This is a genomic window from Comamonas endophytica (genome assembly GCF_023634805.2).
Classification (GTDB): Bacteria; Pseudomonadota; Gammaproteobacteria; order Burkholderiales; family Burkholderiaceae_C; genus Comamonas; species Comamonas endophytica.
Map to the genome: position 1 here is coordinate 403,569 of NZ_CP106882.1, position 23,730 is coordinate 427,298.

At 68.0% G+C, this 23,730-nt stretch carries 23 protein-coding genes and 1 riboswitch; of the genes, 14 read left to right on the forward strand and 9 right to left on the reverse strand.

Translation table 11 applies throughout. The features are described from left to right. Window positions 1-36: 36 nt before the first annotated feature. Window positions 37-945, reverse strand: coding sequence for a LysR family transcriptional regulator (locus M9799_RS18825; protein WP_231043707.1), 909 nt, complete (start codon window positions 943-945; stop codon window positions 37-39). A 154-nt stretch (window positions 946-1,099) separates the two neighbouring features. Between M9799_RS18825 and M9799_RS18830 the strand changes: the two genes are divergently transcribed. The 3 genes from M9799_RS18830 to M9799_RS18840 are packed head-to-tail and all read left to right on the forward strand — an operon-like array spanning window position 1,100 to window position 3,875. Next, on the forward strand, window positions 1,100-2,473 hold the full coding sequence (locus M9799_RS18830; protein ID WP_231043706.1) for an acyclic terpene utilization AtuA family protein: 1,374 nt from the start codon (window positions 1,100-1,102) through the stop codon (window positions 2,471-2,473). 15 nt (window positions 2,474-2,488) lie between these two features. Beyond that, window positions 2,489-2,851 (forward strand): AtuA-related protein, encoded by a 363-nt coding sequence (locus tag M9799_RS18835; RefSeq protein WP_231043705.1) that lies wholly within the window; start codon window positions 2,489-2,491, stop codon window positions 2,849-2,851. Window positions 2,852-2,888: 37 nt separating this feature from the next. Further along, the gene (locus M9799_RS18840) at window positions 2,889-3,875 is read left to right on the forward strand and encodes a Bug family tripartite tricarboxylate transporter substrate binding protein (RefSeq protein ID WP_231043704.1); all 987 of its coding nucleotides are present in this window, start codon (window positions 2,889-2,891) and stop codon (window positions 3,873-3,875) included. Between the two features lie 9 nt (window positions 3,876-3,884). On the opposite strand, the gene M9799_RS18845 is transcribed toward M9799_RS18840, so the two are convergent. After that, complete coding sequence (locus M9799_RS18845; protein WP_231043703.1) at window positions 3,885-4,823, reverse strand: LysR family transcriptional regulator; 939 nt, start codon at window positions 4,821-4,823, stop codon at window positions 3,885-3,887. 97 nt (window positions 4,824-4,920) lie between these two features. Here M9799_RS18845 and M9799_RS18850 point away from each other — a divergent pair, with 97 nt between their 5' ends. The 5 genes from M9799_RS18850 to M9799_RS18870 all read left to right on the forward strand — a co-directional run bounded on the left by M9799_RS18850 (window position 4,921) and on the right by M9799_RS18870 (window position 10,105). Beyond that, window positions 4,921-5,601, forward strand: a complete 681-nt coding sequence (locus M9799_RS18850; RefSeq protein WP_231043702.1) for an RraA family protein — start codon at window positions 4,921-4,923, stop codon at window positions 5,599-5,601. 62 nt (window positions 5,602-5,663) lie between these two features. Beyond that, window positions 5,664-6,665 (forward strand): Bug family tripartite tricarboxylate transporter substrate binding protein, encoded by a 1,002-nt coding sequence (locus M9799_RS18855; protein WP_231043701.1) that lies wholly within the window; start codon window positions 5,664-5,666, stop codon window positions 6,663-6,665. Between the two features lie 17 nt (window positions 6,666-6,682). Next, the gene (locus tag M9799_RS18860; RefSeq protein ID WP_231043700.1) at window positions 6,683-7,711 is read left to right on the forward strand and encodes an aldo/keto reductase; all 1,029 of its coding nucleotides are present in this window, start codon (window positions 6,683-6,685) and stop codon (window positions 7,709-7,711) included. 76 nt (window positions 7,712-7,787) lie between these two features. Further along, window positions 7,788-8,708, forward strand: a complete 921-nt coding sequence (locus M9799_RS18865; RefSeq protein WP_231043699.1) for a dihydrodipicolinate synthase family protein — start codon at window positions 7,788-7,790, stop codon at window positions 8,706-8,708. After that, the gene (locus M9799_RS18870) at window positions 8,705-10,105 is read left to right on the forward strand and encodes an amidase (RefSeq protein ID WP_231043698.1); all 1,401 of its coding nucleotides are present in this window, start codon (window positions 8,705-8,707) and stop codon (window positions 10,103-10,105) included. The genes M9799_RS18865 and M9799_RS18870 overlap by 4 nt, the downstream gene beginning before the upstream one ends. Window positions 10,106-10,142: 37 nt before the next feature. Here M9799_RS18870 and M9799_RS18875 read toward each other — a convergent pair whose 3' ends face one another. Beyond that, window positions 10,143-10,691: a type 1 glutamine amidotransferase domain-containing protein gene (locus tag M9799_RS18875; RefSeq protein WP_231043697.1), complete on the reverse strand. Its 549-nt coding sequence runs from the start codon at window positions 10,689-10,691 to the stop codon at window positions 10,143-10,145. A gap of 139 nt (window positions 10,692-10,830) precedes the next feature. Beyond that, a riboswitch (yybP-ykoY riboswitch) is annotated at window positions 10,831-10,999 on the forward strand. 12 nt (window positions 11,000-11,011) lie between these two features. Between M9799_RS18875 and mntP the strand changes: the two genes are divergently transcribed. After that, the gene (mntP, locus tag M9799_RS18880; protein ID WP_231043696.1) at window positions 11,012-11,578 is read left to right on the forward strand and encodes a manganese efflux pump MntP; all 567 of its coding nucleotides are present in this window, start codon (window positions 11,012-11,014) and stop codon (window positions 11,576-11,578) included. Between the two features lie 29 nt (window positions 11,579-11,607). On the opposite strand, the gene ilvB is transcribed toward mntP, so the two are convergent. Further along, window positions 11,608-13,389, reverse strand: coding sequence for a biosynthetic-type acetolactate synthase large subunit (gene ilvB / locus M9799_RS18885; RefSeq protein ID WP_231043695.1), 1,782 nt, complete (start codon window positions 13,387-13,389; stop codon window positions 11,608-11,610). 64 nt (window positions 13,390-13,453) lie between these two features. On the opposite strand from ilvB, the gene M9799_RS18890 reads away from it, so the two are divergent. Beyond that, the gene (locus tag M9799_RS18890; protein ID WP_231043694.1) at window positions 13,454-13,951 is read left to right on the forward strand and encodes an Lrp/AsnC family transcriptional regulator; all 498 of its coding nucleotides are present in this window, start codon (window positions 13,454-13,456) and stop codon (window positions 13,949-13,951) included. 88 nt (window positions 13,952-14,039) lie between these two features. On the opposite strand, the gene M9799_RS18895 is transcribed toward M9799_RS18890, so the two are convergent. After that, window positions 14,040-15,011: a hypothetical protein gene (locus M9799_RS18895; RefSeq protein WP_231043693.1), complete on the reverse strand. Its 972-nt coding sequence runs from the start codon at window positions 15,009-15,011 to the stop codon at window positions 14,040-14,042. Window positions 15,012-15,415: 404 nt separating this feature from the next. Here M9799_RS18895 and M9799_RS18900 point away from each other — a divergent pair, with 404 nt between their 5' ends. Continuing rightward, entirely contained in the window at window positions 15,416-15,916 is a 501-nt protein-coding gene (locus M9799_RS18900) for a sterol desaturase family protein (protein ID WP_231043692.1), read from the forward strand. A gap of 36 nt (window positions 15,917-15,952) precedes the next feature. Here the strand turns inward: M9799_RS18900 and M9799_RS18905 are convergent, their stop codons facing one another. Genes M9799_RS18905 through M9799_RS18920 form a run of 4 tightly spaced genes read right to left on the reverse strand, consistent with a single transcriptional unit; the run spans window position 15,953 to window position 20,934 of the window. After that, window positions 15,953-16,903, reverse strand: coding sequence for a phytoene/squalene synthase family protein (locus M9799_RS18905; protein ID WP_231043691.1), 951 nt, complete (start codon window positions 16,901-16,903; stop codon window positions 15,953-15,955). Beyond that, a complete protein-coding gene (locus M9799_RS18910; protein WP_231043690.1) occupies window positions 16,900-18,399 on the reverse strand; it encodes a phytoene desaturase in 1,500 nt (499 codons plus the stop codon). The genes M9799_RS18905 and M9799_RS18910 overlap by 4 nt, the downstream gene beginning before the upstream one ends. After that, window positions 18,396-19,619, reverse strand: a complete 1,224-nt coding sequence (gene crtY / locus M9799_RS18915; RefSeq protein WP_231043689.1) for a lycopene beta-cyclase CrtY — start codon at window positions 19,617-19,619, stop codon at window positions 18,396-18,398. Before crtY ends, M9799_RS18910 begins: the two co-directional genes overlap by 4 nt. After that, window positions 19,612-20,934 carry a nucleotide disphospho-sugar-binding domain-containing protein gene (locus tag M9799_RS18920; RefSeq protein WP_231043688.1) on the reverse strand — a complete coding sequence of 441 codons (1,323 nt, stop codon included), beginning with the start codon at window positions 20,932-20,934 and terminating at the stop codon, window positions 19,612-19,614. The genes crtY and M9799_RS18920 overlap by 8 nt, the downstream gene beginning before the upstream one ends. Before the next feature lie 166 nt (window positions 20,935-21,100). On the opposite strand from M9799_RS18920, the gene M9799_RS18925 reads away from it, so the two are divergent. From M9799_RS18925 to M9799_RS18935, 3 genes are read left to right on the forward strand one after another with little or no spacing between them, the layout of a single operon-like run. Beyond that, the gene (locus tag M9799_RS18925; RefSeq protein ID WP_231043687.1) at window positions 21,101-22,036 is read left to right on the forward strand and encodes a polyprenyl synthetase family protein; all 936 of its coding nucleotides are present in this window, start codon (window positions 21,101-21,103) and stop codon (window positions 22,034-22,036) included. Continuing rightward, window positions 22,033-22,407, forward strand: coding sequence for a type VII toxin-antitoxin system MntA family adenylyltransferase antitoxin (gene mntA, locus M9799_RS18930; RefSeq protein ID WP_255662657.1), 375 nt, complete (start codon window positions 22,033-22,035; stop codon window positions 22,405-22,407). Before M9799_RS18925 ends, mntA begins: the two co-directional genes overlap by 4 nt. Then, entirely contained in the window at window positions 22,397-23,632 is a 1,236-nt protein-coding gene (locus M9799_RS18935; protein WP_231043685.1) for a HipA domain-containing protein, read from the forward strand. The genes mntA and M9799_RS18935 overlap by 11 nt, the downstream gene beginning before the upstream one ends. Window positions 23,633-23,730: the final 98 nt, after the last annotated feature.

Here is a 23,730-nt window from a genome sequence, read left to right on the forward strand (position 1 = left end):
CAAAAACTTGCGCAGAAGTTTTGCTGGCTGAAACTTCTACCGCTGGCCCTGCTCGACAGCGAACTGCTGCGCCAGGAAATCCACCACCGCGCGCACCCGCGGCGCCAGCGAGCGCCCATGCGGATAGAGCAGATAGAAGCGGTCCTCCTCGCTGCGCTCCTGGAAATCGCCCAGCAGCGCCACCAGCCGCCCTGCTTCCAGTTCCGCCGCGATATTGAAATGCGCCAGCCGCACCACGCCCAGCCCGAGCAGCGCCAGCGTGCGCAGCAGCTCGCCCTGGTTGGAGCTGATCTGGCTGGGAATGTCGATGGTCTTGAGGCCGCTGGCGTCATGGAAGGTCCAGCGGTTCCATTGCGTGCGGATGGAAAAGTTCAGGCAGCGGTGCCGCAGCAGGTCCTCGGGCCGCTGCGGCATGCCGTGCGCCGCCAGGTATTCGGGCGCGGCGGCAATGACCCAGGGGCGCAGCATCAGCGGCCGGCCGACCAGCGACAGTTCGGTGGGCCGGCCGCTGTGGATGGCGACGTCGATGCCCTGCTTCATGAAGTCCGCGCGCTCGGTGCCGAGCACGAAGTCCAGCTGCAGCTTGGGGTGCTTCTCGAACAGCAGCGGCAGGCGCGGCGCGATCAGGTACTTCGCCGTGGTGAGCGCGGTATTGATGCGCACCACGCCCGAGATATCGCAGTCGGCGACATTGACCGCGTTTTCCGCGTCGCGCATGGCCTGCACCACCTGCGTGGCCGCGGCGCGAAAGCGCTCGCCTTCCTGCGTCAGCCGGATCGCGCCGCCGATGCGCTCGAACAGCCGCACCTGCAGCCGCGCCTCCAGCCGCGCCACCAGCTTGCTCACGGCGGAGGGCGACAGCGCCTGCCGGCGCCCGGCCGCGGAAAAGCTGCCTTCCTCGACGACGCTGAGAAAAACCGTGAGCTCGGCGTATTTGTTGTCCATGAGCGTACGTGGCCCTCTGGTTGTTTTGTCTCCGCGTCCAAGCTTAGCTGTGAAACCGATTCACAGGCGCTGAGCGCGATGCTCGATTGCCCTAGCTTTGCTTGCTCTTCAGAATGAAAAAACCGTCCAGACGGCACCAAAGGAGACAAAAGCAATGAGTGAACAGGCAAAACGACAGAAGACGCTGCGCATCGGCTCGGGCGCGGCCTGGTGGGGCGACCGCGTCGAGCCCGCGGGCTTGAATGCGGAACAAGGCGAGCTCGACTATCTGTGCTTCGAGACCATGGCCGAGGCCACGGTGTCCGCGGCGCAGGTGCGCGCGCGGCGCGACCCGGGCTTTGCCGGCTACGACACCTATCTCGACGACCGCATGCGCGCCGTGCTGCCGGGCTGCATGCGCCAGGGCACGAAGATCATCTCCAACCAGGGATGGATCAATCCGCAGGGCGCGGCCGAGCGCATCGTCGAGCTGCTGCGCGAGCTGGGCATTTCGGGCGTGAAAGTGGCGGCGGTGGGCGGCAGCCTGATCACCGAGCGCGTGCTGGCGCTGGCGCCGACGATCATGGAAAACGGCCAGCCGACGGCGACCCTCAAGGACACGCTGATCTCCGCGGAAGCCTATATGGGCGCCGAGCCGATCGTACAGGCGCTGCGCGAGGGCGCGCAGATCGTGGTGACGGGCCGTGTCGCCGACCCCTCGCTGTTCCTGGCGCCGATGATGCACGAGTTCGGCTGGGACGCGCTCGACCACGAGAAGCTGGGCGCGGGCAATGGCATCGGCCATTTGATGGAGTGCGGCGCGCAGGTCACGGGCGGCTATTTCAGCGACCCCGGCCTGAAGGACGTGCCCGATCCCTGGAACTTCGCCTTTCCCATTGCCGAGGTCGAGCCCGATGGCAGCGTGGTGATCTCCAAGGTCGCGGGCTCCGGCGGCGCGGTCACGCTGCAGACGGTGAAGGAGCAGATGCTCTACGAGGTGCACGACCCCGCCAACTACCTCACGCCCGATGTGGTGGTGGACTTCACACAGTCGAAGCTCGAGCAGATCGCCCCGGACCGCGTGCGCGTCACCGGCCTCACGGGAAAACCGCGCACGCCGACGCTCAAGGTGTCCATGGGCTGCACCGAGGGCTTCATCGGCGAGGACATGTTCTTCTACGCCGGCCCGGGCGCGCTGCGCCGCGCGCAGCTGGCAAGGAAGATCCTGGAGGAGCGCTTCAAGATCGTGAAGCTCGAGGCCGAGGACCTGCGCATCGATTTCCTCGGGCTGAACGCGATCCACGGCGCCGCCACGCCGCCCGACGCCCCCGAGCCCTACGAGGTGGCAGTGCGCGTGGCCGCGCGCACCAAGACGCGCGAGCAGGCGCTGAAGGTCGGCCGCGAGGTCGATGGCATGGCCGTCTCCGGCGTGGCCCATACCGGCAAGCGCGTGCCGCACCAGGAGCGCACGCGCGAAGTCATCGGCGTATGGTCGTCGCTGGTGCCGCGCGAGCAGGTCCAGGCGCAGATCGTCCATTTCACCAGCTGAGCGAAGGAGCACTCCATGTCCACCCAGAAAGTCCGGCTCGAGCAGGTTGCCCACACGCGTTCGGGCGACAAGGGCAATACTTCCAATATCGCTGTCTTCGCCTATGAACCCGAGCTGTATCCGCTGCTCAGGGAGCAGCTCACGGCCGAGCGCTTCAAAGCCTTCCACCGCGAGGCGATCACCGGCGAGGTGCTGCGCTACGAAGCCGGGAACATCCATGCGCTGAACTTCGTCGCCCACGGGGCGCTGGGCGGCGGCGTCTCGCGCAGCCTGGCGCTGGACAATTACGGCAAGGCGCTGTCGGCCGCGATCCTGGGCTTCGAGATCGAGGTACCCGAAGCCTTGCTGCCCCGCCTGCGCCAGCGCCAGCCGGCCTGAGGCAGCGCGACAAAACAAGAATCAAGGAGACAAGCACATGTTCACAACGAGCAAGAAAAGCCTGCTGCGCCCTGTTATCGCGCTGTGCCTCGCCGCTGGCTCCACGGCGGCGCTGGCGCAGGCCGCCTACCCGTCCAAGCCGGTGCGCCTGATCGTGCCCTACCCGGCCGGCGGCACGACGGACATCATCGCGCGCCTCACGGCGAATCAGCTGACCGAACGCCTCAAGCAGCCCTTCGTCGTGGAGAACCGCGCCGGCGCCAGCGGCGCCATTGGCGCGCAGGCCGTGGCGCAGGCGGCGCCCGACGGCTACACCCTGGTGATGGGGACGGCCAGCTCGCACGGCATCAACTCGGCGGTGCAGAAGAACCTGCCCTACGACGCGGTCAAGGACTTCGCGCCCGTCACCGTGGTCGCCAGCACGCCCAACATCATCATTGCCAACAACAACGTGCCGGTGAAGACGCTGGCCGACCTGCTCAAGCTGGCCAAGGCGCAGCCCGGCAGGATCAACTTCGGCTCGACCAGCGCCGGCGGCTCGCCGCACATGAGCGCCGAGCTGCTGAAGATGATGACCGGCACCGACATGATGCACGTGCCCTACAAGGGCGCCGCGCCGATGCTGGCCGACCTGCTGGGCGGCCAGGTGCAGATCGGCTTCGACAACCTGCCCTCGAGCATTGCCTTCGTGAAAAGCGGCAAGGTGCGCGCGCTGGCCGTGACCACCGCCCAGCGCTGGCCCGGTGCGCCGGACATTCCCACGGTGGCCGAGAGCGGCGTGCCCGGCTACGAGGTCTCGGGCTGGTTCGGCCTGCTGGCGCCGGCGGGAACGCCCAGGGAGGTGCTCAACAAGCTGCAGTCCGCCGTGGCCGAGGCAATACGCACACCAGAGGTGGCAAAACAGCTGCGCGACCTGGGCGCCGAGCCGTTGGCCAGCACCCCGGACGCGTTTGCGCAGGACATCAAAAATGACGTGGAGAAATGGCGCAACGTGGTGAAGACCACGGGGGTCAAGCTGGAGTGAGCGCCCTGCTCACGGCTCGAACGCAGGAAGCAGCTCCCCGTCCGGCAGCTTCACGAAAAAGCGCTTCTCGATCAGCACGCTTCGGGCCGTCTCCATGACGATGGCCGTGCCCTGGTCGGCCTCGTCGGCGACATACGAGGCGTAGTACGCCACATTGGCGATGGCCGGCGAGGCGGGCAGGCAGCGCAGCTCGCCGCTGGCCAGATGCTCGCGCAGGACCGGCAGCGGCAGCACGGCAATGGCGTGCCGCTCGCGCACCAGGCGCAGCATCAGCGACAGCGAATTGCATGAATTGATGCTCGCGCCTTCGATATTGGCGCTGCGCAGCCAGCGGTGGACGATGGAGTTGAGCGTCGATGGCGGCGAGTTGGTGACCAATGGGAGCCGGGAGGCGATCCGCGGCGTGAACGGACCGTCCGGAATAGGCATCTCGGCGGACGCGATCCAGGCGAAATCGACCCAGCCCAGCAGCTGGTCCGTCACATGCGCGGCCGAGCCGGAATAGGTGTGCAGCGCGATGTCGATCTGCCGCCGGCGCAGCTTTTCCTGCAGCACGCTGCCCACATCCATCGTGATCTCGACCACCAGCCGGGGATGGCGGCGTTTGAGCTGCTGCAGGATCTCCGACAGCGCCACCATCGCCGTCGATTCGTCCGAGCCCAGGCGCAGCACGCCCTCGAGCGGCGGGCCGGTGCGCCCCATGCGCTCGAAGTCGTGCGCCGCGCCCAGCGCCCGCTCCGCCAGCGTCACCGCGTGGCGGCCGTCGTGGGTCAGCTGCACGCGCTGCTTCTCGCGCGTGAACAGCCGCAGGTTCAGCGCCGCTTCCAGTTCCTTGATGCGGCTGGAGATCGCCGGCTGGCTGAAATTCAGGTGCTCGGCCGCGGCATGGATGCTGCCCAGTTTGGCGGTCCAGAAAAAGGCTTCGAGCTGGCGCAGGGTGGTTCTCATGATTCAAAAATCTTATCAACTATTGCTCAAATAAGGCGTTTTCCTGACACAAAACCGGCTGATAAATTGAGCACTGATTCAATTTCATGAGCCAGCCATGTACCAACTCCATCCTCTGCCCGCGCCCATCGACCCCGCGTTGCTGACCCTGCTGGCGCAGGCCGAACCCGCCGTCATCGGGCACTTCCGCTACACCGGTTTCATGAGCCCGGCGATCAAGGCGCATTTCCAGGACCGCCGCATTTCCGGCACCGCGGTGACCGTGCGCGCCCCTGGCATGGACGGCGCGATGGTGCATTACGCCGTGGGGCAGGCCCGCCCCGGCGACTTCCTGATCATCGACCGCTGCGGCGACGAATCCATTGCCGCGCTGGGCGGCGCGGTGGCCTATGCGGCGCGTGCCGCCGGCGTGGTGGGGATCATCGTGGACGGGCTGGTGACCGATCTGGGCGAGCTGCGCCAGTACGGCGTGCCGGTCTGGTCGCGCGGCACCTCGGCGGTGACCGTCAAGACGCTCGGCCTGGGCGGCGAGTTCTGCGGGCACGTAACTTGCGGTGGCGTCTCCGTGGTGCCGGGCGATGCGGTGCTGGCGGACGAGAACGGCGTTCTCGTGCTGCCGGCCGCCGACATCGAAGCCAGCGCCACGCGTGCGCTGCAGATGATGCGCGACGAGAAGAAAACGCTCGCGCGCATCGATGCAGGGGAGAAGTACCCGGACATCATGGGTTCGACCCAGGTGATCGAGAAAGCCATCCAGGCAGCGAAGGCCGCGGCCTAGCGCGCCACCCGCACGCGTTCGACAGCAGACCAGGTTTTCCCATCCATCCCCAGGAGTCCATCGTGTCGTCAGTTCATACCGTTTGCATCAAGAGCCTCTTTCGCCGCAGCCTGCTGGCGCTGCCCTTGCTGGCCGTGGCCGGCTTGGCAGGAGCGCAGCCGGCCTATCCCAAGGGCCCGGTGACGCTGGTCGTGCCCTTCCCGCCGGGCGGCAGCGTCGACATGGTGGCGCGCGCCATCGGCAAGCATCTGGGCGACGCGCTGGGCCAGCCTTTCGTGGTGGACAACAAGCCCGGCGCCTCGGGCAATATCGGTGCGACCGCGGTGGCCAATGCCAAGCCGGACGGCCAGACGCTGTTCGTGAGCAGCTCGGGCGTGCTCACCGCCAACCAGTTCCTCTACAAGCGCCCCGGTTTTGATTCGCAAAAGAACCTCACGCCCGTGATCCGCCTGGTCAACCAGCCCAATATCCTGCTGGTGCACCCCTCGATTCCGGTCAACAGCGTGCAGGACCTGGTCAAGCTGGCGAAGTCGCAGCCCGGCAAGATCAACATCGGCAACGCCGGCATCGGCACCGGCCAGGACATCGCCGCGCGCCAGTTCACCGGCGCCGCCGGCCTCGACATGCTGCACGTGCCCTACAAGGGCGGCGCGCCGGCGATGAACGACCTGCTGGCCGGGCAGATCCAGGCGATGTTCGAGACTTCGCCCACCGCCCTGCCCTACGCCAAGGAGCGCAACGGCAAGCTGCGCGCCATCGCCATCACCAGCGCCACGCGCTCTGCGCTGGTGCCCGATCTGCCGACAGTGGCCGAATCCGGCTTCCCGGGCTTCGACTCGATCACCTGGATCGGGCTGACGGCGCCGGCCGGCACGCCGCCGGCCATCGTCGAGCGGCTCAACGCCGAGCTCAACAAGGCGCTCAAGGGCGAGGTCGGCCGCAAATTCGCCGAGTTCAGCCTCGACCCGATCGGCGGCACGCCGCAGGAGATGGCGGAAATGATCCGCAAGGACTCCGCGAACTACGGCGCGATCCTGAAGGCCGCGGGCGTCGAGCCGCAATAAGCACCGCCGGGGCCTGCATGCAGTACGTCCGTCTTGGAAATTCGGGCCTGGAGGTTTCCAGGATCTGCCTGGGCACGCTGAACTTCGGCACGCCGGCGTGGCGCTCCTGGGTGCTCGACGAGCCGGCCGCGCGCCCGCTGTTTCGCCAGGCCGTGGAACTGGGCATCAACTTCTTCGACACCGCCGACACCTACTCCGGCGGCGAGGGCGAAGTGGTCACGGGAAAACTGCTCGCGCAGTTCTTCCCGGGCAGCCGGCGCGAGGAAGCGGTGATCGCCACCAAGGTGTTCAACCCGGTGGATATCGCCTTCGAGGGCGACGCGGCGGCGACATTCCGCCGCCGCCCGAACAAGGACGGGCTGGGCCGCAAGCGCATCCTGCATGCGGTCGATGCGTCGCTGCAGCGCCTGGGCGTCGACTACATCGACCTCTACCAGATCCATCGCTTCGATCCCGCCACGCCGCTGGAGGAGTCGCTGGAAGCGTTGCACGACGTGGTCAAGGCCGGCAAGGTGCGCTACCTGGGCGCGAGCAGCATGTGGGCCTGGCAGTTCGCCAAGCTCCAGCAGGTGGCGCGCGAACACGGCTGGAGCCGCTTCATCAGCATGCAGAACCATTACAACCTCATCTACCGCGAGGAAGAGCGCGAGATGATTCCGCTGTGCCGCGACGCGGGCGTGGCGCTGCTGCCGTGGAGCCCGCTGGCGCGCGGCTTCCTGGCGGCGCAGGGCGGTGCGGCCGGCGAGGCCGGCAGCGGCTCGGCGCGCAGCGCCGCGGACACCACCACCCAGCGCTTCTACGGCCGGCAGGCCGACCTGGACACGCGCGCGCGGCTGCATGCGCTGGCCGCCGCCAGGGGCGAGAGCGCGGCCACGCTGGCCTATGCCTGGCTGCTGCACAAGGGCGTGAGCGCCCCCGTCGTCGGGGCCAGCCAGCCGCGGCAGATCGAGGAGGCGGTGCGCGCCATGGCCGTGGCGCTCACGCCGCAGGAAGTCGCCGAGCTCGACAGCGGCTACGAACCGCGCCCCGTGCTGGGGCACAGCTAGCCGCCGACCCTTTTGCATTTTCAGCCGCGCGGCCCCCGCGCCGCGCATTCCGCTTCATTCACCAGGAGACAAAAGCATGGCCAAGCACCATCTTCAAGGCATCTACTCGCCGGTTCTGACCCCCTTCAAGGCCGATCTCTCGCCCGACACGGCCGAGTTCGTGCGCCACTGCCAGTGGCTGCTGGAGCAGGACGTGGGGCTGGCGGTCTTCGGCACCAATTCGGAGGCCAATTCGCTGTCGGTGGGCGAGCGCCGCGAGCTGCTCGACGCCGTGCTGGAATCGGGCGCGGCGCCTGCGCGGCTGCTGCCGGGCACCGGCTGCTGCGCGCTGACGGACACGGTGGAGCTCACGCGCCATGCGGCGGCCGCGGGCGTGGGCGGCGTGCTGATGCTGCCGCCCTTCTACTACAAGGGCGTATCGGACGACGGACTGTTCCGCAGCTACGCCGAGGTGATCGAGCGCGTGGGCGACAGCCGCCTGCGCGTCTATCTGTACCACATCCCCCCGGTGGCCCAGGTGCCCATCAGCCTGGCGCTGATCGAGCGGCTGCTCAAGGCCTATCCGGGCACCATCGCGGGGATCAAGGACAGCTCGGGCGACTGGAGCAACACCGAAGCGGTGCAGCGCGAATTCGGCGGCCAGGGCTTCGACGTGTTTGCCGGCAGCGAGGTGTTCCTGCTGCGCACGCTGCGCGCCGGCGGCGCGGGCTGCATCACCGCCACGGGCAACGTCAATCCGGCGCCGATGGTGCAGCTCTACGAGAGCTGGCAGGAGAGCGGCGCCGACGCGCAGCAGGCCGCGCTCGATGCCACGCGCGCCATCTTCCAGCAGCACTCGATGATCCCGGCGATGAAGGCGGCGGTGGCGCGCTTCACCGGCGTCGATTCCTGGTGCACGCTGCGCCCGCCGCTGGTGCCGCTGTCCGCCGAGCAGCAGCGCGCGCTGCACGCGGCACTGGACAATCATGGCTTTCAGATGGAAAAGGTCGATGCATGAAGCAAGATAGTCTCGCCAACCTGCCGGTGCACCAGCTGTCCCGGCGGATCCAGCAACGCGAAATCTCCCCGGTGGACCTGGTGGAGTCCTGCCTGCAGAACGTGGCCAGCCGCGAGCCGCAGCTCAAGTCCTTCGTCGAGGTCTATGCCGACGACGCGCGCCTGGCCGCGCAGGCGGCCGAGTCCGCCATCCGCGCCGGCCAGTCGGTCGGGCCGCTGCACGGCATTCCGGTGGCGCTCAAGGACCTGATCGAGATCGAGGGCCGCATCTACACCGGCGGCAGCGAAGTCTGGAAGGAGCGCCGCGCCACGCGCACCGCCACGCTGGCGCGCAAGCTCGTATCGCAGGGCGTGATCGTGCTGGGCAAGACGCATACGGTGGAATTCGCCATGGGCGGCTGGGGCACCAACACGCACCGCGGCACGCCGTGGAATCCCTGGGACATGCAGCAGCAGCGCACGCCCGGCGGCTCGAGCAGCGGCTCGGCCGCGGCGGTGGCGGCCCGCCTGGTGCCCTGGGCCGTGGGCACGGACACCGGCGGCTCGATCCGCATGCCCGCCTCGTGGTGCGGCATCACCGGGCTCAAGACCAGCAGCGGGCGCATCAGCAACCACGGCATCCAGCCCCTGAGCCCGACGCTGGACACCCCGGGGCCGATGGCGCGCTGTGTCGAAGACGTGGCGCTGCTGTATGCCGCCATGCAGGGGCCGGATCCGCTCGATCCGCAGACCGCGGGCCTTCCCTATGTCGACCCCATGCCCGCGCTCAGGCGCGGCATCCGCGGGCTGCGGCTGGCGCGCATGCCCGAGGGCGAGCGACGCTATGCATCGCCCGAGGTGCTCGAGGCCTATGACGCATCGCTGCAGGTATTGGCGTCGCTGGGCGCCGAGATCGTGGCGCTGGAGCTGCCGTTTCGCTTCGAGGATGTCGCCGCGTACAACCTGCGCATCATGGCAGCCGAGAGCTATGCGCTCTACCACCCGCTGATCGACGATGCCAGCGCACCGCTCGATCCGCATGTGCGTCCCCGCATCGCGGCCGGAAAGGACATCAGCGCCCGCGCCTATCTGGAAGCGATCCACCAGCGCAGCGTGATGCAGCAGCAGTTCGAACAGGCCATGCAGGGCATCGACGCCCTGCTCACGCCCAGCACCATGACCACCGCGCTGCCGCTGTCCGAGGTGGACCAGACCAAGGCCCCCGCGCACTACACTCGCTTCGGCAACTACCTGAATCTCTGCGGCCTGTCGCTGCCCAACGGTTTCGACAGCCAGGGCCTGCCCACCTCGCTGCAGATCATCTGCCGCGCGCACCAGGAAGACCTGGCGCTGCGCATCGGCTGGGCCTACGAGCACGCCACCGAGTGGCATGTGCGCTGGCCCGGGGGGCTGGTGTAGCCCTGTGCCGACCGGGGTGGCCCTGGAGCCCCCTGGGTCAGCTCGCCCCGCCCAGCAGCTTCAGGAACTGCGCGTTGAACGCGGGAATGTCGTCGGGCTTGCGGCTGCTGACCAGCTGCCCGTCGACATGCACCTCTTCATCCACCCAGCGGGCACCGGCGTTCAGAAGATCCACCTTCAGGCTGGGCCAGCTGGTCAGGGTGCGTCCCTGCACCAGTCCGGCGTCGATCAGCAGCCAAGGCCCATGGCAGATCACGGCGATCGGCTTGCCTTGCTTCGCGATGTCCTGCACGAAAGTGCGCGCGTCTTCGTCGACGCGCAGCGCATCGGCGTTCTGCACGCCGCCGGGCAGCAGCACCGCGTCGAAATCCTTGGGGCGCGCGTCCGAAATCGTGCGGTCCACCGGGAAGCTGTCGGCCTTGTCCGCGTGGTTGTAGCCCTGCACGCTGCCTTGCTTGGGGGCCAGGATGGTGACCTGTGCGCCGGCGGCTTCCAGCGCCTGCTTGGGGCCGGTCAGTTCGGCCTGCTCGAAGCCATCGGTGACGAGAACGGCGACTTTCTTGCCGGAGACAGAGGGGGTGGCCATGGAATATCCTTTCTGGTCAAAACCCGAACTGTGAGCGGCGCTGCGGCCGCGCCTTGTCATCAGAGTTCCACAGCTCCCCCGGATCCGGCCATTGCCGCCCCTGTCTTACATGGCTTGCAGCCCATGTACAATCGCGCTTCCCTTGGGGAGTAGCCTGCCTTCGGCTGAAGGCGCCTGCGTCAACACACTCGGCATCGTGCATGCTGTGGCGCCGGCAGCCGTTTTTTCGGTTGGCGAGACCAACGGCATCCATCGCGACGCAGGTCGGGCAGCGGTGGCGTGCCGTTGCGTTCATGCCCGGCCGTAAAAAGCAAATCCCCATGAATCTCGCCGCCATTTCGGTGCTGGCCTTCGCCATGTCCACCGATGCCTTTGCCGCCGCCGTGGGCAAGGGCACCGCCCTGCTCAAGCCCCGCTGGTCCGAAGCCCTGCGCACCGGCGCCATCTTCGGCGTCATCGAAGCCATCACCCCCATCGTCGGCTGGGCCCTGGGTTCGGCCGCATCGGACTATGTCAAGGCCTGGGACCACTGGATCGCTTTCGTCCTGCTTCTGGGCTTGGGCGGCCACATGCTGCTGGCCTCGCTGAAGACGGCCGAAGACGAGGTGGAAAAACCCAAGAGCCATGGTTTCTGGCTGCTGGCGGTCACCGGTTTCGCCACCAGCATCGATGCCATGGCGGTGGGCGTGGGCCTGGCCTTCCTGGACGTCAACATCCTCACGGTGGCGCTGGCGATCGGCCTGGCCACCTTCACCATGGTGACGCTGGGTGTCATGGTCGGACGCTTCGTCGGAGCCGTCGCCGGCCGCTGGGCGGAAGGCCTGGGAGGCATCCTGCTCATGGGCATCGGGGCGCTGATCCTGTTCGAGCATCTCAAGGCGGGCTGAGCAGGCGCTCCCCTGCCAGCCCGGCCGGCTCAACCGACGCGCTCCGGCTGCGCCTCCTCGTACCACCGGTCCTTGCCCAGCAGGATGCGGTGGTGCCCCACCCCGGCAGGCATCATGGGAAAGCAGTTCTCCTGCCCCGCCACCTGCACATCGAGGAAGAACGGGCCCGGATATGCAAGGCATTCGGCCAGCGCGGCGTCCAGCTCGGCGGGGTCGCTCACGCGGCGCGCGCCCCAGCCGAAGGCCCGCGCCAGCGCCACGAAATCCGGCAGCGCGTCGTTCCAGCTGTGGCTCAGGCGGTTGCCGTGGTTGAGCTCCTGCCACTGGCGCACCATGCCCATGTAGCCGTTGTTCGACAGCACCAGCTTGACCGGCGCGCGGTGCTGCACCGCCGTCGACAGCTCCTGGATGTTCATCAGCACCGAGGCATCGCCGCTCACGCAGACCACCAGCGCCTCGGGGTGCGCGACCTGGGCGCCGATGGCTGCAGGCAGGCCGTAGCCCATGGTGCCCGCGCCGCCCGAGGTAAGCCAGCGGCGCGGCCGCTCGAACTGCAGGTACTGGGCGGCCCACATCTGGTGCTGGCCGACGTCGGTGGAGACGATCGCGTCGCGTCCCTGCAGCGCCTGCTGCAGCTGGTGCATCAGCTGCTGCGGCAGGATCTCCTGGGCGCGCGGGGTGAAGCCGAAGCAGCGCTGCGCCCGCCAGCCTTCGATGCGCTGCCACCAGGGCGCGAGCCGCTCGGGCGCCAGCGCCTGCAATTCCGGCAGCGCCAGCAGCGCCTCGAGCACCGCCGCGCAGTCGCCCACCAGGGACACGTCCACCGGCACCACCTTGCCAATGCTGCCCAGGTCGATATCCAGATGGATCTTGCGCGCCTGCGGGCAGAACTCGTCCAGTTTACCGGTGACGCGGTCATCGAAGCGCGCGCCGATGCAGACCACCAGATCGGCCTCATGCATCGCCAGGTTGGCTTCCAGCGACCCATGCATGCCCAGCATGCCGACAAAGCGCGGGTCGGAGGCGGGAAGCGCGCCCAGGCCCATCAGCGTCAGGGTGCAGGGCGCATCGAGCCGGCGCACCAGCTGCGTGAAGGCGGCGCAGGCCGCGGGGCCCGAGTTCACCAGCCCGCCGCCGCCATACAGGATGGGCCGGCGCGCGCCTTGCAGCAGCTCGGCGGCGCGCTGCAGGCTGGCGGCTGTTGGCAGCAAGGGCGCGACGGGCGCCGCATCCGCCGAAGCCGGTGCCGGTTGCATATCGACGGGGACCAGCTGCAGGTCCTTGGGCACATCGACCAGCACCGGCCCGGGCCGCCCCGAAGCGGCACGCGCAAGCGCTTCGCGGATCGCGCCGGGGATCTCCGCGGCCGTGCGCACCTGATGGTTCCACTTGGTGACGGGCCGCGACAGCCCCAGCGCGTCGCATTCCTGAAAGGCATTGGTGCCGATGGAATGCGTTGCCACCTGCGCGCTGATGCACAGCACGGGAATGGAGTCGCTCATCGCGTCCAGCAGCCCGGTGATGGTGTTGCCCACCCCCGGCCCGGAGGTGACCAGCACCACGCCCACGCGCCCGGTGCTGCGCGCATAGCCCTCGGCCGCGTGCATCGCCGCCTGCTCGTGGCGCACCAGGATATGCCGCAGCCGCGGTTCTCCATGCAGCGCGTCGTAGAGCGGCAGGGCGGCGCCGCCGGGATAGCCGAAGATCGTGTCCACGCCGCATGCGATCAGCGTGTCGAGCAGCGCGGTGGCGCCATTGCAGACCCGGGGCGGCGTGGCCGGCGAAAAATCGGTGGGGGATGGCAGTTTCATGCCTTTATTTTTCAGCCTCCAAGGCAAAATAGGCTTCTTTTTTAGGGCCTATTAGCGCCACACAATGAAAAACAACCGGATCAATGCGGTTTCCACCGAAGAATCACCGGATCAACTCGATCTTGCCATCCTGCAGGTGCTGCAGGAGGACTCGCGCAAGACGCTGCAGGAGATCGGCGCGGTGGTGGGCCTGTCGGCCACCAGCTGCTGGACGCGCATCAAGAAACTGGAGAGCCAGGGCGTGATCAAGCGCTACACGGTGGACCTGGACCCGGCCAAGCTCGGCTACCAGGATGTGGTCATCGTGCAGCTCACGCTCGAGAGCCACACCGACGAGACGCTGTACGAGTTCGGCCGCGTGCTGGCCACCATTCCCGAGATCCAGGAGGCGTATCTGGTGTCGGGCGACTATGACTACTACATCCGCATTGCCGTGCGCGACACGCGCGATTACGAGCGGCTGCTGCGCGAGAAGCTCTACAAGATCCCGGGCATCCGCCACAGCAAGTCGAGCTTCGTGCTGCGCGTGCTCAAGGAGTCCACGGTGCCGCTGGGCGGCTAGGGCCTGCCTGGCTGCGGCCGAGCCACCAGGGCGTGTTCCATGCGCCGCGCCTTCGTCAATAAGGCCTGTTCATCTGGTGGGACGGGCTTCATATGGATTCCGGAACCGGAGATGTAAGCATCCCGGCATATACGATATTGTTTCCTGCAAGCGTGGTTTCCACTGCAGGACAGTTGCACACAGGCATCTGGCCATCGGATGTTTCCACGGAGCTGCCCACTCCGTTGCCGGAAGCTGGAGCCGTGACATTCAATTCTTCCAAGGGTCTCCATATGGATGGATCTTCCGCTGGGCTCTCCAACGGAGAAGCATCTGGTCCGTAAATATCCTCGAAGTAATCGTAATCCTCTTCGCTGCAAGGAGCTCCGGAATCTTGCCTTGCTTGTCTCCAATTCTCGTACATTATCTCGTACATCGGTTTGTTCAGCAGTGCATCGGCTTCTGCATCGGACTCCAGGTCTTTTGCTTCGTTGCCGGAGGGGGACGACACAGCGTCTGATACTTTCGTTATCTCTTTGGGAGGTGTCTGCTGTTGCTCGGCTGCTGATTGCAGCTCCAAGGAGTTGGCTGCATCCTGCCAGGCAGAAGGCAGTCGCGAATACGCGGCCATCATCGCCTCGACTGGCTGTATCATTTTTTCCAGCATGGCGTCTACGGCCGTCGCGACCTTTGGCTTAGGAATTTGTTTTGCCACCTGCCTTGCCGAATCGACTGCCTCATGCAGTTGCGTCATCGTCGCCTCCAGCATGGAAGACAACCTGTTCTCTGCTTCTTGCAAGGCAATACGCTGGGCTTCCGATAAGCTTGGCGCCTCATTGGCTGACGCATTGCCCGTGTGCGGATCTGCCATCACTATTTTAATTTGCTTTACCAGAGCGTCCAGAGCTGATTTCGATTCAGCATGAAAAAGATCAACAATCTTCAGCTCATTTATCTTGGGTGGAATTATTCCATCCCATTTATTACCTGGTTCGGTTTTAATGCGGGCAATTTTCTCGTAGACTTCCTGCAATGTGAATCTGCATTTCATGAAACTTTCCATTATTTTCATGGCTTTCATTGTCTCGCCTCCTCATATCAAGCTTGAAAAAATTGGGCCGTGACGCGTGCCCATTGCACCCGTGACGCAAGCGGCCATGCCCTTGCGTCGTGATGTTTGAACCGAGGTGCGCAGACCCTTCGACGGTTGCCATGCCTGTGAGGCAGGGCCGACAAACTACCAAAAATCAATTCTTAATAGATTTTCACTATTTTGCAATAGGGAAATTTCGCCATGTCTCTGGTTTCTGCTGCGCTGCCAAGGCCAGGTGAACTAGCCGACATATGGGCCCACTGGCGATGCAGCGTGTTCTGGGTACAAGCCAGGGGCAGCCTGCTTCCCGTGCCTGCCGTGGCCCGGCGCACGCTGCATCGGTTAGCATGCCTGTTTGATGACTGCGCAGGCTGAGCCCGCTGCTCCATTTGATGAACACCCCCCTTGCTTCCCTTGGAATCGTGCTCGCCACCGTCGCCGGCATGGAGGTGTTCGCCTGGGCGGCGCACCGCTGGATCATGCATGGCTGGGGCTGGGGCTGGCACCGCTCGCACCACGAGAAGTCCGAAGGCTGGTTCGAGAAGAACGACCTGTATGCCGTCGTGTTCGCGGGCGTGGCCATCGTGCTCATCGCGCTGGGTACGGCGGGCCGCTGGCCGCTGCAGTGGGTGGGCGCGGGAATGACGCTCTACGGCGCGCTGTATTTCGTCATGCACGACGGACTGGTGCACCAGCGCTGGCCCTGGCGCTGGGTGCCGCGCTCGGGCTACCTCAAGCGCCTGTACCAGGCGCACCGGCTGCACCATGCGGTGCATGGGCGGGAAGACTGCGTGTCCTTCGGTTTTCTCTGGGCGCCGGCGCCCGAGCGGCTCAAGCAGCGGCTGCAGGAAGTGCAGCGCATCCGCAAGAACAGGCGCACGCCAGGCGCCTGACGCGGCCAGCGCGCGCGCCGGTCAGGCCGGGCCGCGTCAGGCCGGTCGCTGGAACAAATGCTGGTCCCGCATCTGCGGCCGGCGGGCGCGCGAAGCCAGGGCCTGCACCCCCCCAGCCGCCACCCAGCCCAGCTTCTCCGCGCGGTTGGTGCGCGCGCGCGTGTCCCAAGCGGCGGGCCCGCGCGCCTGCACCTTGCGGCCGATGGCGCGGTACACGCTGCGCGCGGTGGCAATGGACCAGGCCGAGCGCAGCGGCAGCGCCGGCAGCCCGCCCAGGGCCGAGTCGTAATAGGGTTCCGCGGCCTGCACCAGCCGCATGGCCACGCGCGCCAGGGCCTCGCGGTGGCGCGGCTCGGCCAGCCTGGCATCGGCCGGCAAACCTTCGGCGGCCAGCCACTCGGCGGGCAGGTAGATGCGGCCGATGGCGGCGTCCTCCACCACGTCGCGCGCGATATTGGTGAGCTGGAAGGCCAGCCCCAAGTCGCAGGCCCGGTCCAGCGTGGCGGCATCGCTGCGGCCCATGATCTGCGCCATCATCACGCCGACCACGCCCGCCACGCGCCAGCAATAGGCCAGCGTGTCCTCGAGCGTCGCATAGCGGTGCTCCTCGACATCCATCGCGAAGCCATCGAGATGGTGTTCGAAATACACGGGCGCGATGCGGTGGCGGCGCACCACCTCGGCCAGGCCGGCAAAGACCGGATCGTCGCCCGGCAAGCCGGCGCAGGCCCGCCGCGTGGCCTCGCGCAGCTGCGCCAGCCGCGCCGGGCCATCGCCGCGCTCTCCGCTGCGCTGGCCGTGGCCCAGCTCCTGGCCGTCCACCACGTCGTCGCAGTGCCGGCACCAGGCATAGAGCATCACGGCCCCTTCGCGCACGGATGGCGTGAAGAGCCGTGCGGCGGCGGCAAAGCTGTGCGAGCCCGCGCGTATGGCTTGCGCCCCGTGGGCCACCACCTGCGCCTGACGGGCCGCCTGCCCGGCCGTCATTGCAGCGCCCCGTCCAGCATCAGGCCGGCCGTGGCCTTGGCGGAGCCCACCACGCCCGGCACGCCCGCGCCCGGGTGCGTGCCGGCGCCGACGATATACATGTTGGGAATCTCGGCATCGCGGTTGTGCGGGCGGAACCACGCGCTCTGCGTCAGCACCGGCTCGAGCGAGAAGGCCGAGCCATGGTGCGCGTTCAGCTCGGTCTGGAAATCCTCGGGCGTGAACATGCGGCTGGTCACCAGGCTCTCGCGCAAGCCCGGCATGTAGTGCTGCTCCAGATAGTCGAAGATGCGGTCGCGCAGGCGCGGGCCCTCGACCGACCAGTCCACCGGCGCGTTGCCCAGGTGCGGCACCGGCGCCAGCACGTAATGGCTCGAGCAGCCCGGCGGCGCCAGGGACGGGTCCGTCGCGCAGGGCGCATGCAGGTACAGCGAGAAATCCTCGGGGATCTCGCTGCCGTGGAAGATCTCGTGGATCAGTTCGCGGTACCGGTTGCCGAAGCACACCGTGTGGTGCTGCAGCTGCGGCTGCGGCTTCGACAGGCCGAAGTGCACGACGAACAGCGACATGCTGAAGCGCTTGCCCTTCAGGCGCCGCGCCTCGGCCTGCCCGCGCGGGGTATGGCCCAGCAGGCGCTCGTAGGTATGCACCACGTCGGCATTCGAGGCCACCTGATCGAAGGCATGGTGCTCACCGCCTGCCATCAGGCCCGTGATGCGGCCGCCCTGCACCTCGATGCGCTCCACCGGCGTGGACAGCCGCAGCGTGCCGCCCATGTCCTCGAAGCAGCGCAGCATGCCCTGCACCAGCGCACCCGTGCCGCCGCGCGGGAACCACACGCCCCACTCGCGCTCGAGGGCGTGGATCAGGGCATAGATGGAGCTGGTCTCGAAGGGATTGCCGCCCACCAGCAGCGAATGGAAGGAGAAGACCTGGCGCAGCTTTTCGTCCTCGATGAAGGATGCCACCTTGGCGTAGACGCTGCGCCAGGCCTGCAGCTGCACCAGCGCCGGCCCGGCGGCCACCATGTCGCGGAAGTTCAGGAAGGGCACCGTGCCCAGCTTGCGGTAGCCCTCCTCGAACACGGCGCGCGAATACGCCAGGAAGCGCTGGTAGCCCTCGACATCGCGCGGCGACAGCGCGCGCAGCTGGGCGTCGAGCGCCTCCTGGTCGTTGGCATAGTCGAGCCGCGTGCCATCTTCCCAGCACAGCCGGTAGAAAGGCGCAACGGGCAGCAGCTCCACATAGTCCGACAGCTTCCTGCCCGACAGCGCGAACAGCTCCTCCAGCGCGGAAGGGTCGGTGATGACCGTGGGCCCGGCATCGAAGGTGAACCCCTGGTCGTGATAGACATAGGCCCGTCCGCCGGGCTTGTCGCGCGACTCGAACACGGTGGTGCGCACGCCCGCGGCCTGCAGCCGCATGGCCAGTGCCAGGCCGCCGAAGCCGGAGCCGATGACCGCGGCCGTGGCCCCTTGGGATGGAGATGGGTTCATGGATGGGTTGAACGGGAGGTGGAGGAAGCCGCGCCGGCAACGCCGGGTACGGGAAGTATGGCAGCGCGCAGCGCGGCCGTGACCGGCACGGGCGGGCGTCCGGTCAGGATGCGCGCCTTGTCGGCCAGGGTCGACTGGCCCGCGTAGAAGCGCGCGACCAGCGGCGCCGGCAGGCGGTAGAAGCGCTGCATGACGGCGCGGCGCGCGGCCGGTGCTGCGGCGAGAAACAGCATGCGGTTGAGCAGGCGGAAGAACCCGGTGGAGTTCCAGTGGTCCAGTGCCTGCGCGCGCACCGCGGCAAACACGCGCGCCGGGTCGTCCCAGGTGCTGCGTGGCAGCGCCGCCAGCGCATCGGCCAGGCGCAGGGCCTGCGGCAGCGAATAGCCGGTGGTCGGATGGAACAGCGCCGCGGCCAGCCCGGCCCGGGGTACGCCCTGCGCGGCACGCCACAAGGCTTCGGCATCGCCCGCGAGGGCGATCGGCAGCACGCCCTCCTCCTCGCGCAGCAGCGCCGCGACGCGCCAGCCCCGGGCCGCGACATAGTCGGCGATGTGGCGGCGCAGCCGTTCGCGGGGCAGCTCGGCGCCATCGGCATAGACCGTGTCCTCGACCAGCAGCGTGTCGGCGGTGAAGGGCAGCAGATAGACGAAGCGGTAGCCGTCGACCTGGTCGACCGTGGCATCCATCAGCACCGGCGCCGTGAGCCCATGCGGGGCCGCAAGCCGCAGCTCCTGTCCGAGGAATTTCTGGAAGCGCAGCGCCAGATGCGCGGGCGGCGTGCCGCGGGCGTCGATGACGGAGCGCGCGCGCAGCATGCCACCGTCCGCCAGCCGCACGCTGTCAGGCGCCACGCTCTCCACCGCGCAGTTCAACCGCACGGACAGGCCCGGCACCTGGCGCAGCGCCGCGTCGAAGCGTTCCGAGGTGACGCTGCAGTAGTCCCCGGCAAGGCGCCTCTGGTAGCCGGGGAACATGACGTCATGCGCCGGCCAGCGGTGCGCCACCAGGGGCGCGATCCAGGCGCGCTGCGCCGGCGCGAGATCGGCGGCATGGAAGCTCCAGGTGTGGTTGCCGCCCAGCGCGGGGCCGGCCTCCAGCAGCAGCACGCGCATCCCGGGGTGGGCTTCCTTCAGGCGCCGGGCGATCAGGCCATTGGCCAGCCCGCCGCCCACCAGCAGCAGATCGGCATCGAGATCGTTTGCCAGGGGGATTTCAGACATGCAGCGCCTGGCGGGCCCCCGCGGCCTCATGGTCGACAGCACTGGCGGCCCGGACCGAAGGGCGCAGCTGCAGCGCGGCTTCCGTCAGATCGGCGGCACGCTCGGCGCCGCCCGATGCAGCGATTTCCCGGCCCAGTTCGCGGCTGCGGTCGGCAAAGCGTGGCTCGTCGAGCAAGCGGCGCAGCGCGCGCCGCAGTGCCCCGACACCCGCCAGCGGCGGCAGCAGCTTGATTCCCGTGCCGGCATGCGCGATGCGCGCCGCGACGCCAGGCTGGTCGAAGGCAATGGGCAATGCCAGCTGGGGCGTGCCCGCCTCCAGCGCATCGAGCGCCGTGTTCAGCCCCGCGTGGGTCACGACCACATCGGCGCGCGCCAGCGCGGCGCGCTGCGGCGCGAAGCCGGTCACGGCCGTGGCCCCGGCACACACCAGCGCCGCTGCCTGTTGTTCATCGAGGCGATCGCAATGTGCGATCAGCAGCTGCAGGTCCTCGGCGCGGCAGGCGCGCGCAATGCGCTCGAACAGCGCGTAGCGTCCGCCCTGCAGCGTGCCCAGCGACGCGAAGACAAAGGGCCGGCTCCTGTCCAGCAGCAGATCCAGCGCCGGCTCCGCCGTCTGCGGCCCGCGCAGGGGCCCCACATGGTGGAAGTGCGGTTGCGGCGCACTGCGCGGAAAATCGAATCCCGGCGTGGTCTGGCTGATCTGCGCCAGCGGCGACAGGCAATCGGCCAGCGTGCGCCGGCCCTGCAGGCCGAAGCGCGCGGCGTGGTGCCGGATCACGGCCTCGTGCCGCCCCATCATCCAGTCGTAGACCCGGGCGCTGCCTTCGTTCAACTGCTCGCCGCGCGTGTCGGCGGCATAGCCCCAGGGCATGACGGGCAGCGGCACGCGTGGGTCGCGGTTCACCGGCAGGGCGCAAGCCACCGAGACGAAGGGCAGGCCCAGCCCCTCGGCAATCAATCCGCCGGCGGCTTCCATCTGGTCGGCAACGATGGCATCCACGCCCAGCCGCTCCAGCCACGCCGGCGCCTCCCGGCACAGCATGTCGGTGCCGGCGGCCACATCGCCGATCACCCGCCGCAGCCCCCAGGGGCCGCCGGGATTGGCGGCCCGGGCCACGATGGCCGGCAGGCTGCCCGCGGGATGGCTGGCGGCGCCCACCGCATGGAAGCCGATGCGGCGCTCGCGCAGCAGCGCGCCCACATCGGCCTGATGGATCCAGCTCACCCGGTGGCCACGGTCCAGCAGCACGGCCGCCAGCGCTTCCAGGGCGCGCACATGGCTGGTGAAGGGTGGAGCGATAAAGGCGAGGTGCATGGAAAGGTAGTGACGTAGCCGATGGGCCAGGATTAGCCCCCGACTATTGTGTCTGCCAGGGCTGTAGGACGGAGGCGCAACTTGCTTCGGTAGGCGCCACGACCCCCTGCTTTCTGACTAAGGTAGCCATACCGCTTAGGTTGGCGGTGCCCTATCGATCAAATCCATGCTTGCTTCGCCCGTTCTCTCGCCGTCCTCCGCCACCGCCGCCTTGCCGCGAGACAGCGCGCAAGAACGCCTGATCGACGGGTTGCGCGCGCAGATCGATGCGCGGCTGGGCGTGCTGGTGCCAGTGGCGCACGCGCAGGAAAACCGGGTTGCGGCCGCCATGCGCTATGGCGTGCTGGCACCGGGCAAGCGCGTCAGGCCGCTGCTGATGCTGCTGGCGGCGCGCGGGTTTGGCGTGGATCCCGGCGATGTGCTCGACGCCGCCTGCGCCCTGGAAATGGTGCATGCCGCTTCGCTGTTCCTCGACGACATGCCCTGCATGGACGACGCCAAGCTGCGCCGCAACCAGCCCACGGTGCACGTTGCCTTCGGCGAAGACGTGGCCATGCTGGCAGCCGTTGCCCTGCTGGCCTCCGCATGGCGCATCACGGCAACGGCCGGCGGCATTCCGCCGCTCGTGCGCACCGACATGGTCACCGTGCTGTCGGATGCCGTGGGCATCAATGGCCTGGTCACCGGCCAATACCTCGACCTGCATGCCACCGGCCCCGCCCGCACCACGCCGCAGATCGCGCAGACCAATCAGCAAAAGACCGGTGCGCTGTTCACCGCGGCTTTCGAACTGGCCGGCCTGGCCGCCGGCGCCAACACGCAGACCCGGGCGCTGATGCGCGAAGCCGCGGAGGCACTGGGCCAGGCATTCCAGCTGGCCGATGATCTCGCCGATGGCGAGATGGAAGCCTCGGTGCTGGGCAAGGACTGCCAGCAGGATGTGGGCAAGGCCACCCTGGTGGCGCTGGTGGGCCCCTCGAGCACACGGCGCATCCTGGCCAGGCATGTGCAGCGCGCCGAGACGCTGTTCGCCCAGGCCATGCCCGGCGATGACGCGCTGGCGCTGCTCACGCGCTCGATCTTCGCGCCGCAGCGGCGCTGAGCGGCGACGCGGGGCCGCGAAGCGATCTGGATCTTGCCCTGATGACGGATGAGATGCTGGGCGCCGAGGCACTTTGGGATCTGGGCAGTGGCCTGGCCGGCATCGTGGGCTGTCCGGTGGACCTGCTGGATCTGCGCGCGGCCTCGACCGTCATGCAGTACCGGATCGTGACCACCGGGCAAAGGCTGTGGGCCAGGGACGGACAGGCCGCCCTCTACGAAAGCTTCATCCTGGGCCGCAAGACCGCGCTGGACGAAGCGCGTGCCGGGCTGCTCGAGGACATCGTGGAGCCCGTCATCACCAGGCACCCGGGTGAATTCACGGCGTACAGCAAAGCGCTCCTGCTGAAGGATGCGGACCTTGAGGGGTAGTGCCTCCCTGGTGCCAGCCAGGGTGCGTGAACTGCAGGTCTTGCTGTTCGGGCGCCGCGCCGGCACCCTGACGCTGGCCGGGCAGCGGCTGGGTTTTCGCTACTGCGCCGAGTGGCTGGCGCAGCCCGATGCCATGGCGCTGTCGCTCTCGCTGCCGCTGCAGGCGCAGCCCTTCGACGATCATCAGGCGCGCCCCTTCTTCGCCGGCCTGCTGGCGCAGGTGACCGCGCGGAACGATTTCGCGCGGCTCGCGCACCCGGGCAGCGAATGCGCCGGCGCCGTGCGCTTTCTCGGGGCGGGCCAGGAGCTGCCCGCAGCACAAGCCCATGCGGTTCGATGGCTGGGCGACGCGGAGGTGCTCGACCTGCTGGAGGATCGACCGATGCGGGGCGGCACGCAGACATTGCGGCGGGCGCTGGCGGGTGCGCCGGACAGGTTGCCGGTGGTGTTCGACGGTGCCCGCATCGGGCTGCCGCTCGGCGGCACGCCCAGCTCGCACTTCCTTCGGGCTGCCCTTCCCGGCGTGGAACACGGCGTGGCCAACGCCGCGTTCTGCACGGCACTGGCCCAGGTAATGGGGTTGCGGCCGGCGCAGACGCAGTTCCATGCGGTCCAGGGCCGGCCCTTCCTGCTGGTCGAGCGCTATGACCGGGTGGTGGATGCAGCAGGCCGGCCGCAACGCCTGCACCAGGAGGACTTCTGCCAGGCACTGGGCGTGTCGCCTGAAACCCGGTACCAGCATCAAGGCGGCCCCGGCCTGGCCCCATGTTTCGATCTGCTGCGCCGCGCGGCGCGCCCCGCCAGGCCGCAACTGCTGCGCCTGTTCGATGACGCGGTGTTCAATGCGCTGATCGGCAATCACGCGGCACATACGGGGAGCTTCTCGCTGCTGTATGCGGGCAAGGAAACGATCCTGGCGCCGTTCGACACCTTCTGGTCTGCAGCGGTGCATCCCGCGCTGGCGCCGAAGATGGCGCTGGCAATCGGCAGCCAATACGATTTCAGCCGGCTCCAGGCCCGCGACTGGGAACGGTTTGCCGACGGCACCGGCTTTTCCCGGGAGCACTCGAGAAGCCGCATTCTCGAACTGGCCGAGTCGCTGCCGCTTGCCGCGCGCAGGCTGCATTCCGCTGCCGGACGCGTCTATTCCGGCAATGCAGTGGCCGAGCGGATTGTTGCGTTGATCACGCAGCGCTGCGCCTTGACGCGGGGCCTTCTGGGTTGAGCGCATGCGGGTTCGGGGTCCATGGCTGCGAGTGCGGCGACGTTTCTGGATCTAGGCTTCACGAAGCAATACCTTGCCGCTGAGCAAGGTGAGCCTGG

Bases quoted from the DNA above. Each gene is read 5' to 3' on its own strand.
- M9799_RS18825 (WP_231043707.1), bottom strand. From the start codon at position 945: ATGGACAACAAATACGCCGAGCTCACGGTTTTTCTCAGCGTCGTCGAG.
- M9799_RS18830 (WP_231043706.1), top strand. From the start codon at position 1,100: ATGAGTGAACAGGCAAAACGACAGAAGACGCTGCGCATCGGCTCGGGC.
- M9799_RS18835 (WP_231043705.1), top strand. From the start codon at position 2,489: ATGTCCACCCAGAAAGTCCGGCTCGAGCAGGTTGCCCACACGCGTTCG.
- M9799_RS18840 (WP_231043704.1), top strand. From the start codon at position 2,889: ATGTTCACAACGAGCAAGAAAAGCCTGCTGCGCCCTGTTATCGCGCTG.
- M9799_RS18845 (WP_231043703.1), bottom strand. From the start codon at position 4,823: ATGAGAACCACCCTGCGCCAGCTCGAAGCCTTTTTCTGGACCGCCAAA.
- M9799_RS18850 (WP_231043702.1), top strand. From the start codon at position 4,921: ATGTACCAACTCCATCCTCTGCCCGCGCCCATCGACCCCGCGTTGCTG.
- M9799_RS18860 (WP_231043700.1), top strand. From the start codon at position 6,683: ATGCAGTACGTCCGTCTTGGAAATTCGGGCCTGGAGGTTTCCAGGATC.
- M9799_RS18865 (WP_231043699.1), top strand. From the start codon at position 7,788: ATGGCCAAGCACCATCTTCAAGGCATCTACTCGCCGGTTCTGACCCCC.
- M9799_RS18870 (WP_231043698.1), top strand. From the start codon at position 8,705: ATGAAGCAAGATAGTCTCGCCAACCTGCCGGTGCACCAGCTGTCCCGG.
- M9799_RS18875 (WP_231043697.1), bottom strand. From the start codon at position 10,691: ATGGCCACCCCCTCTGTCTCCGGCAAGAAAGTCGCCGTTCTCGTCACC.
- mntP (WP_231043696.1), top strand. From the start codon at position 11,012: ATGAATCTCGCCGCCATTTCGGTGCTGGCCTTCGCCATGTCCACCGAT.
- ilvB (WP_231043695.1), bottom strand. From the start codon at position 13,389: ATGAAACTGCCATCCCCCACCGATTTTTCGCCGGCCACGCCGCCCCGG.
- M9799_RS18890 (WP_231043694.1), top strand. From the start codon at position 13,454: ATGAAAAACAACCGGATCAATGCGGTTTCCACCGAAGAATCACCGGAT.
- M9799_RS18895 (WP_231043693.1), bottom strand. From the start codon at position 15,011: ATGAAAGCCATGAAAATAATGGAAAGTTTCATGAAATGCAGATTCACA.
- M9799_RS18900 (WP_231043692.1), top strand. From the start codon at position 15,416: ATGAACACCCCCCTTGCTTCCCTTGGAATCGTGCTCGCCACCGTCGCC.
- M9799_RS18905 (WP_231043691.1), bottom strand. From the start codon at position 16,903: ATGACGGCCGGGCAGGCGGCCCGTCAGGCGCAGGTGGTGGCCCACGGG.
- M9799_RS18910 (WP_231043690.1), bottom strand. From the start codon at position 18,399: ATGAACCCATCTCCATCCCAAGGGGCCACGGCCGCGGTCATCGGCTCC.
- crtY (WP_231043689.1), bottom strand. From the start codon at position 19,619: ATGTCTGAAATCCCCCTGGCAAACGATCTCGATGCCGATCTGCTGCTG.
- M9799_RS18920 (WP_231043688.1), bottom strand. From the start codon at position 20,934: ATGCACCTCGCCTTTATCGCTCCACCCTTCACCAGCCATGTGCGCGCC.
- M9799_RS18925 (WP_231043687.1), top strand. From the start codon at position 21,101: ATGCTTGCTTCGCCCGTTCTCTCGCCGTCCTCCGCCACCGCCGCCTTG.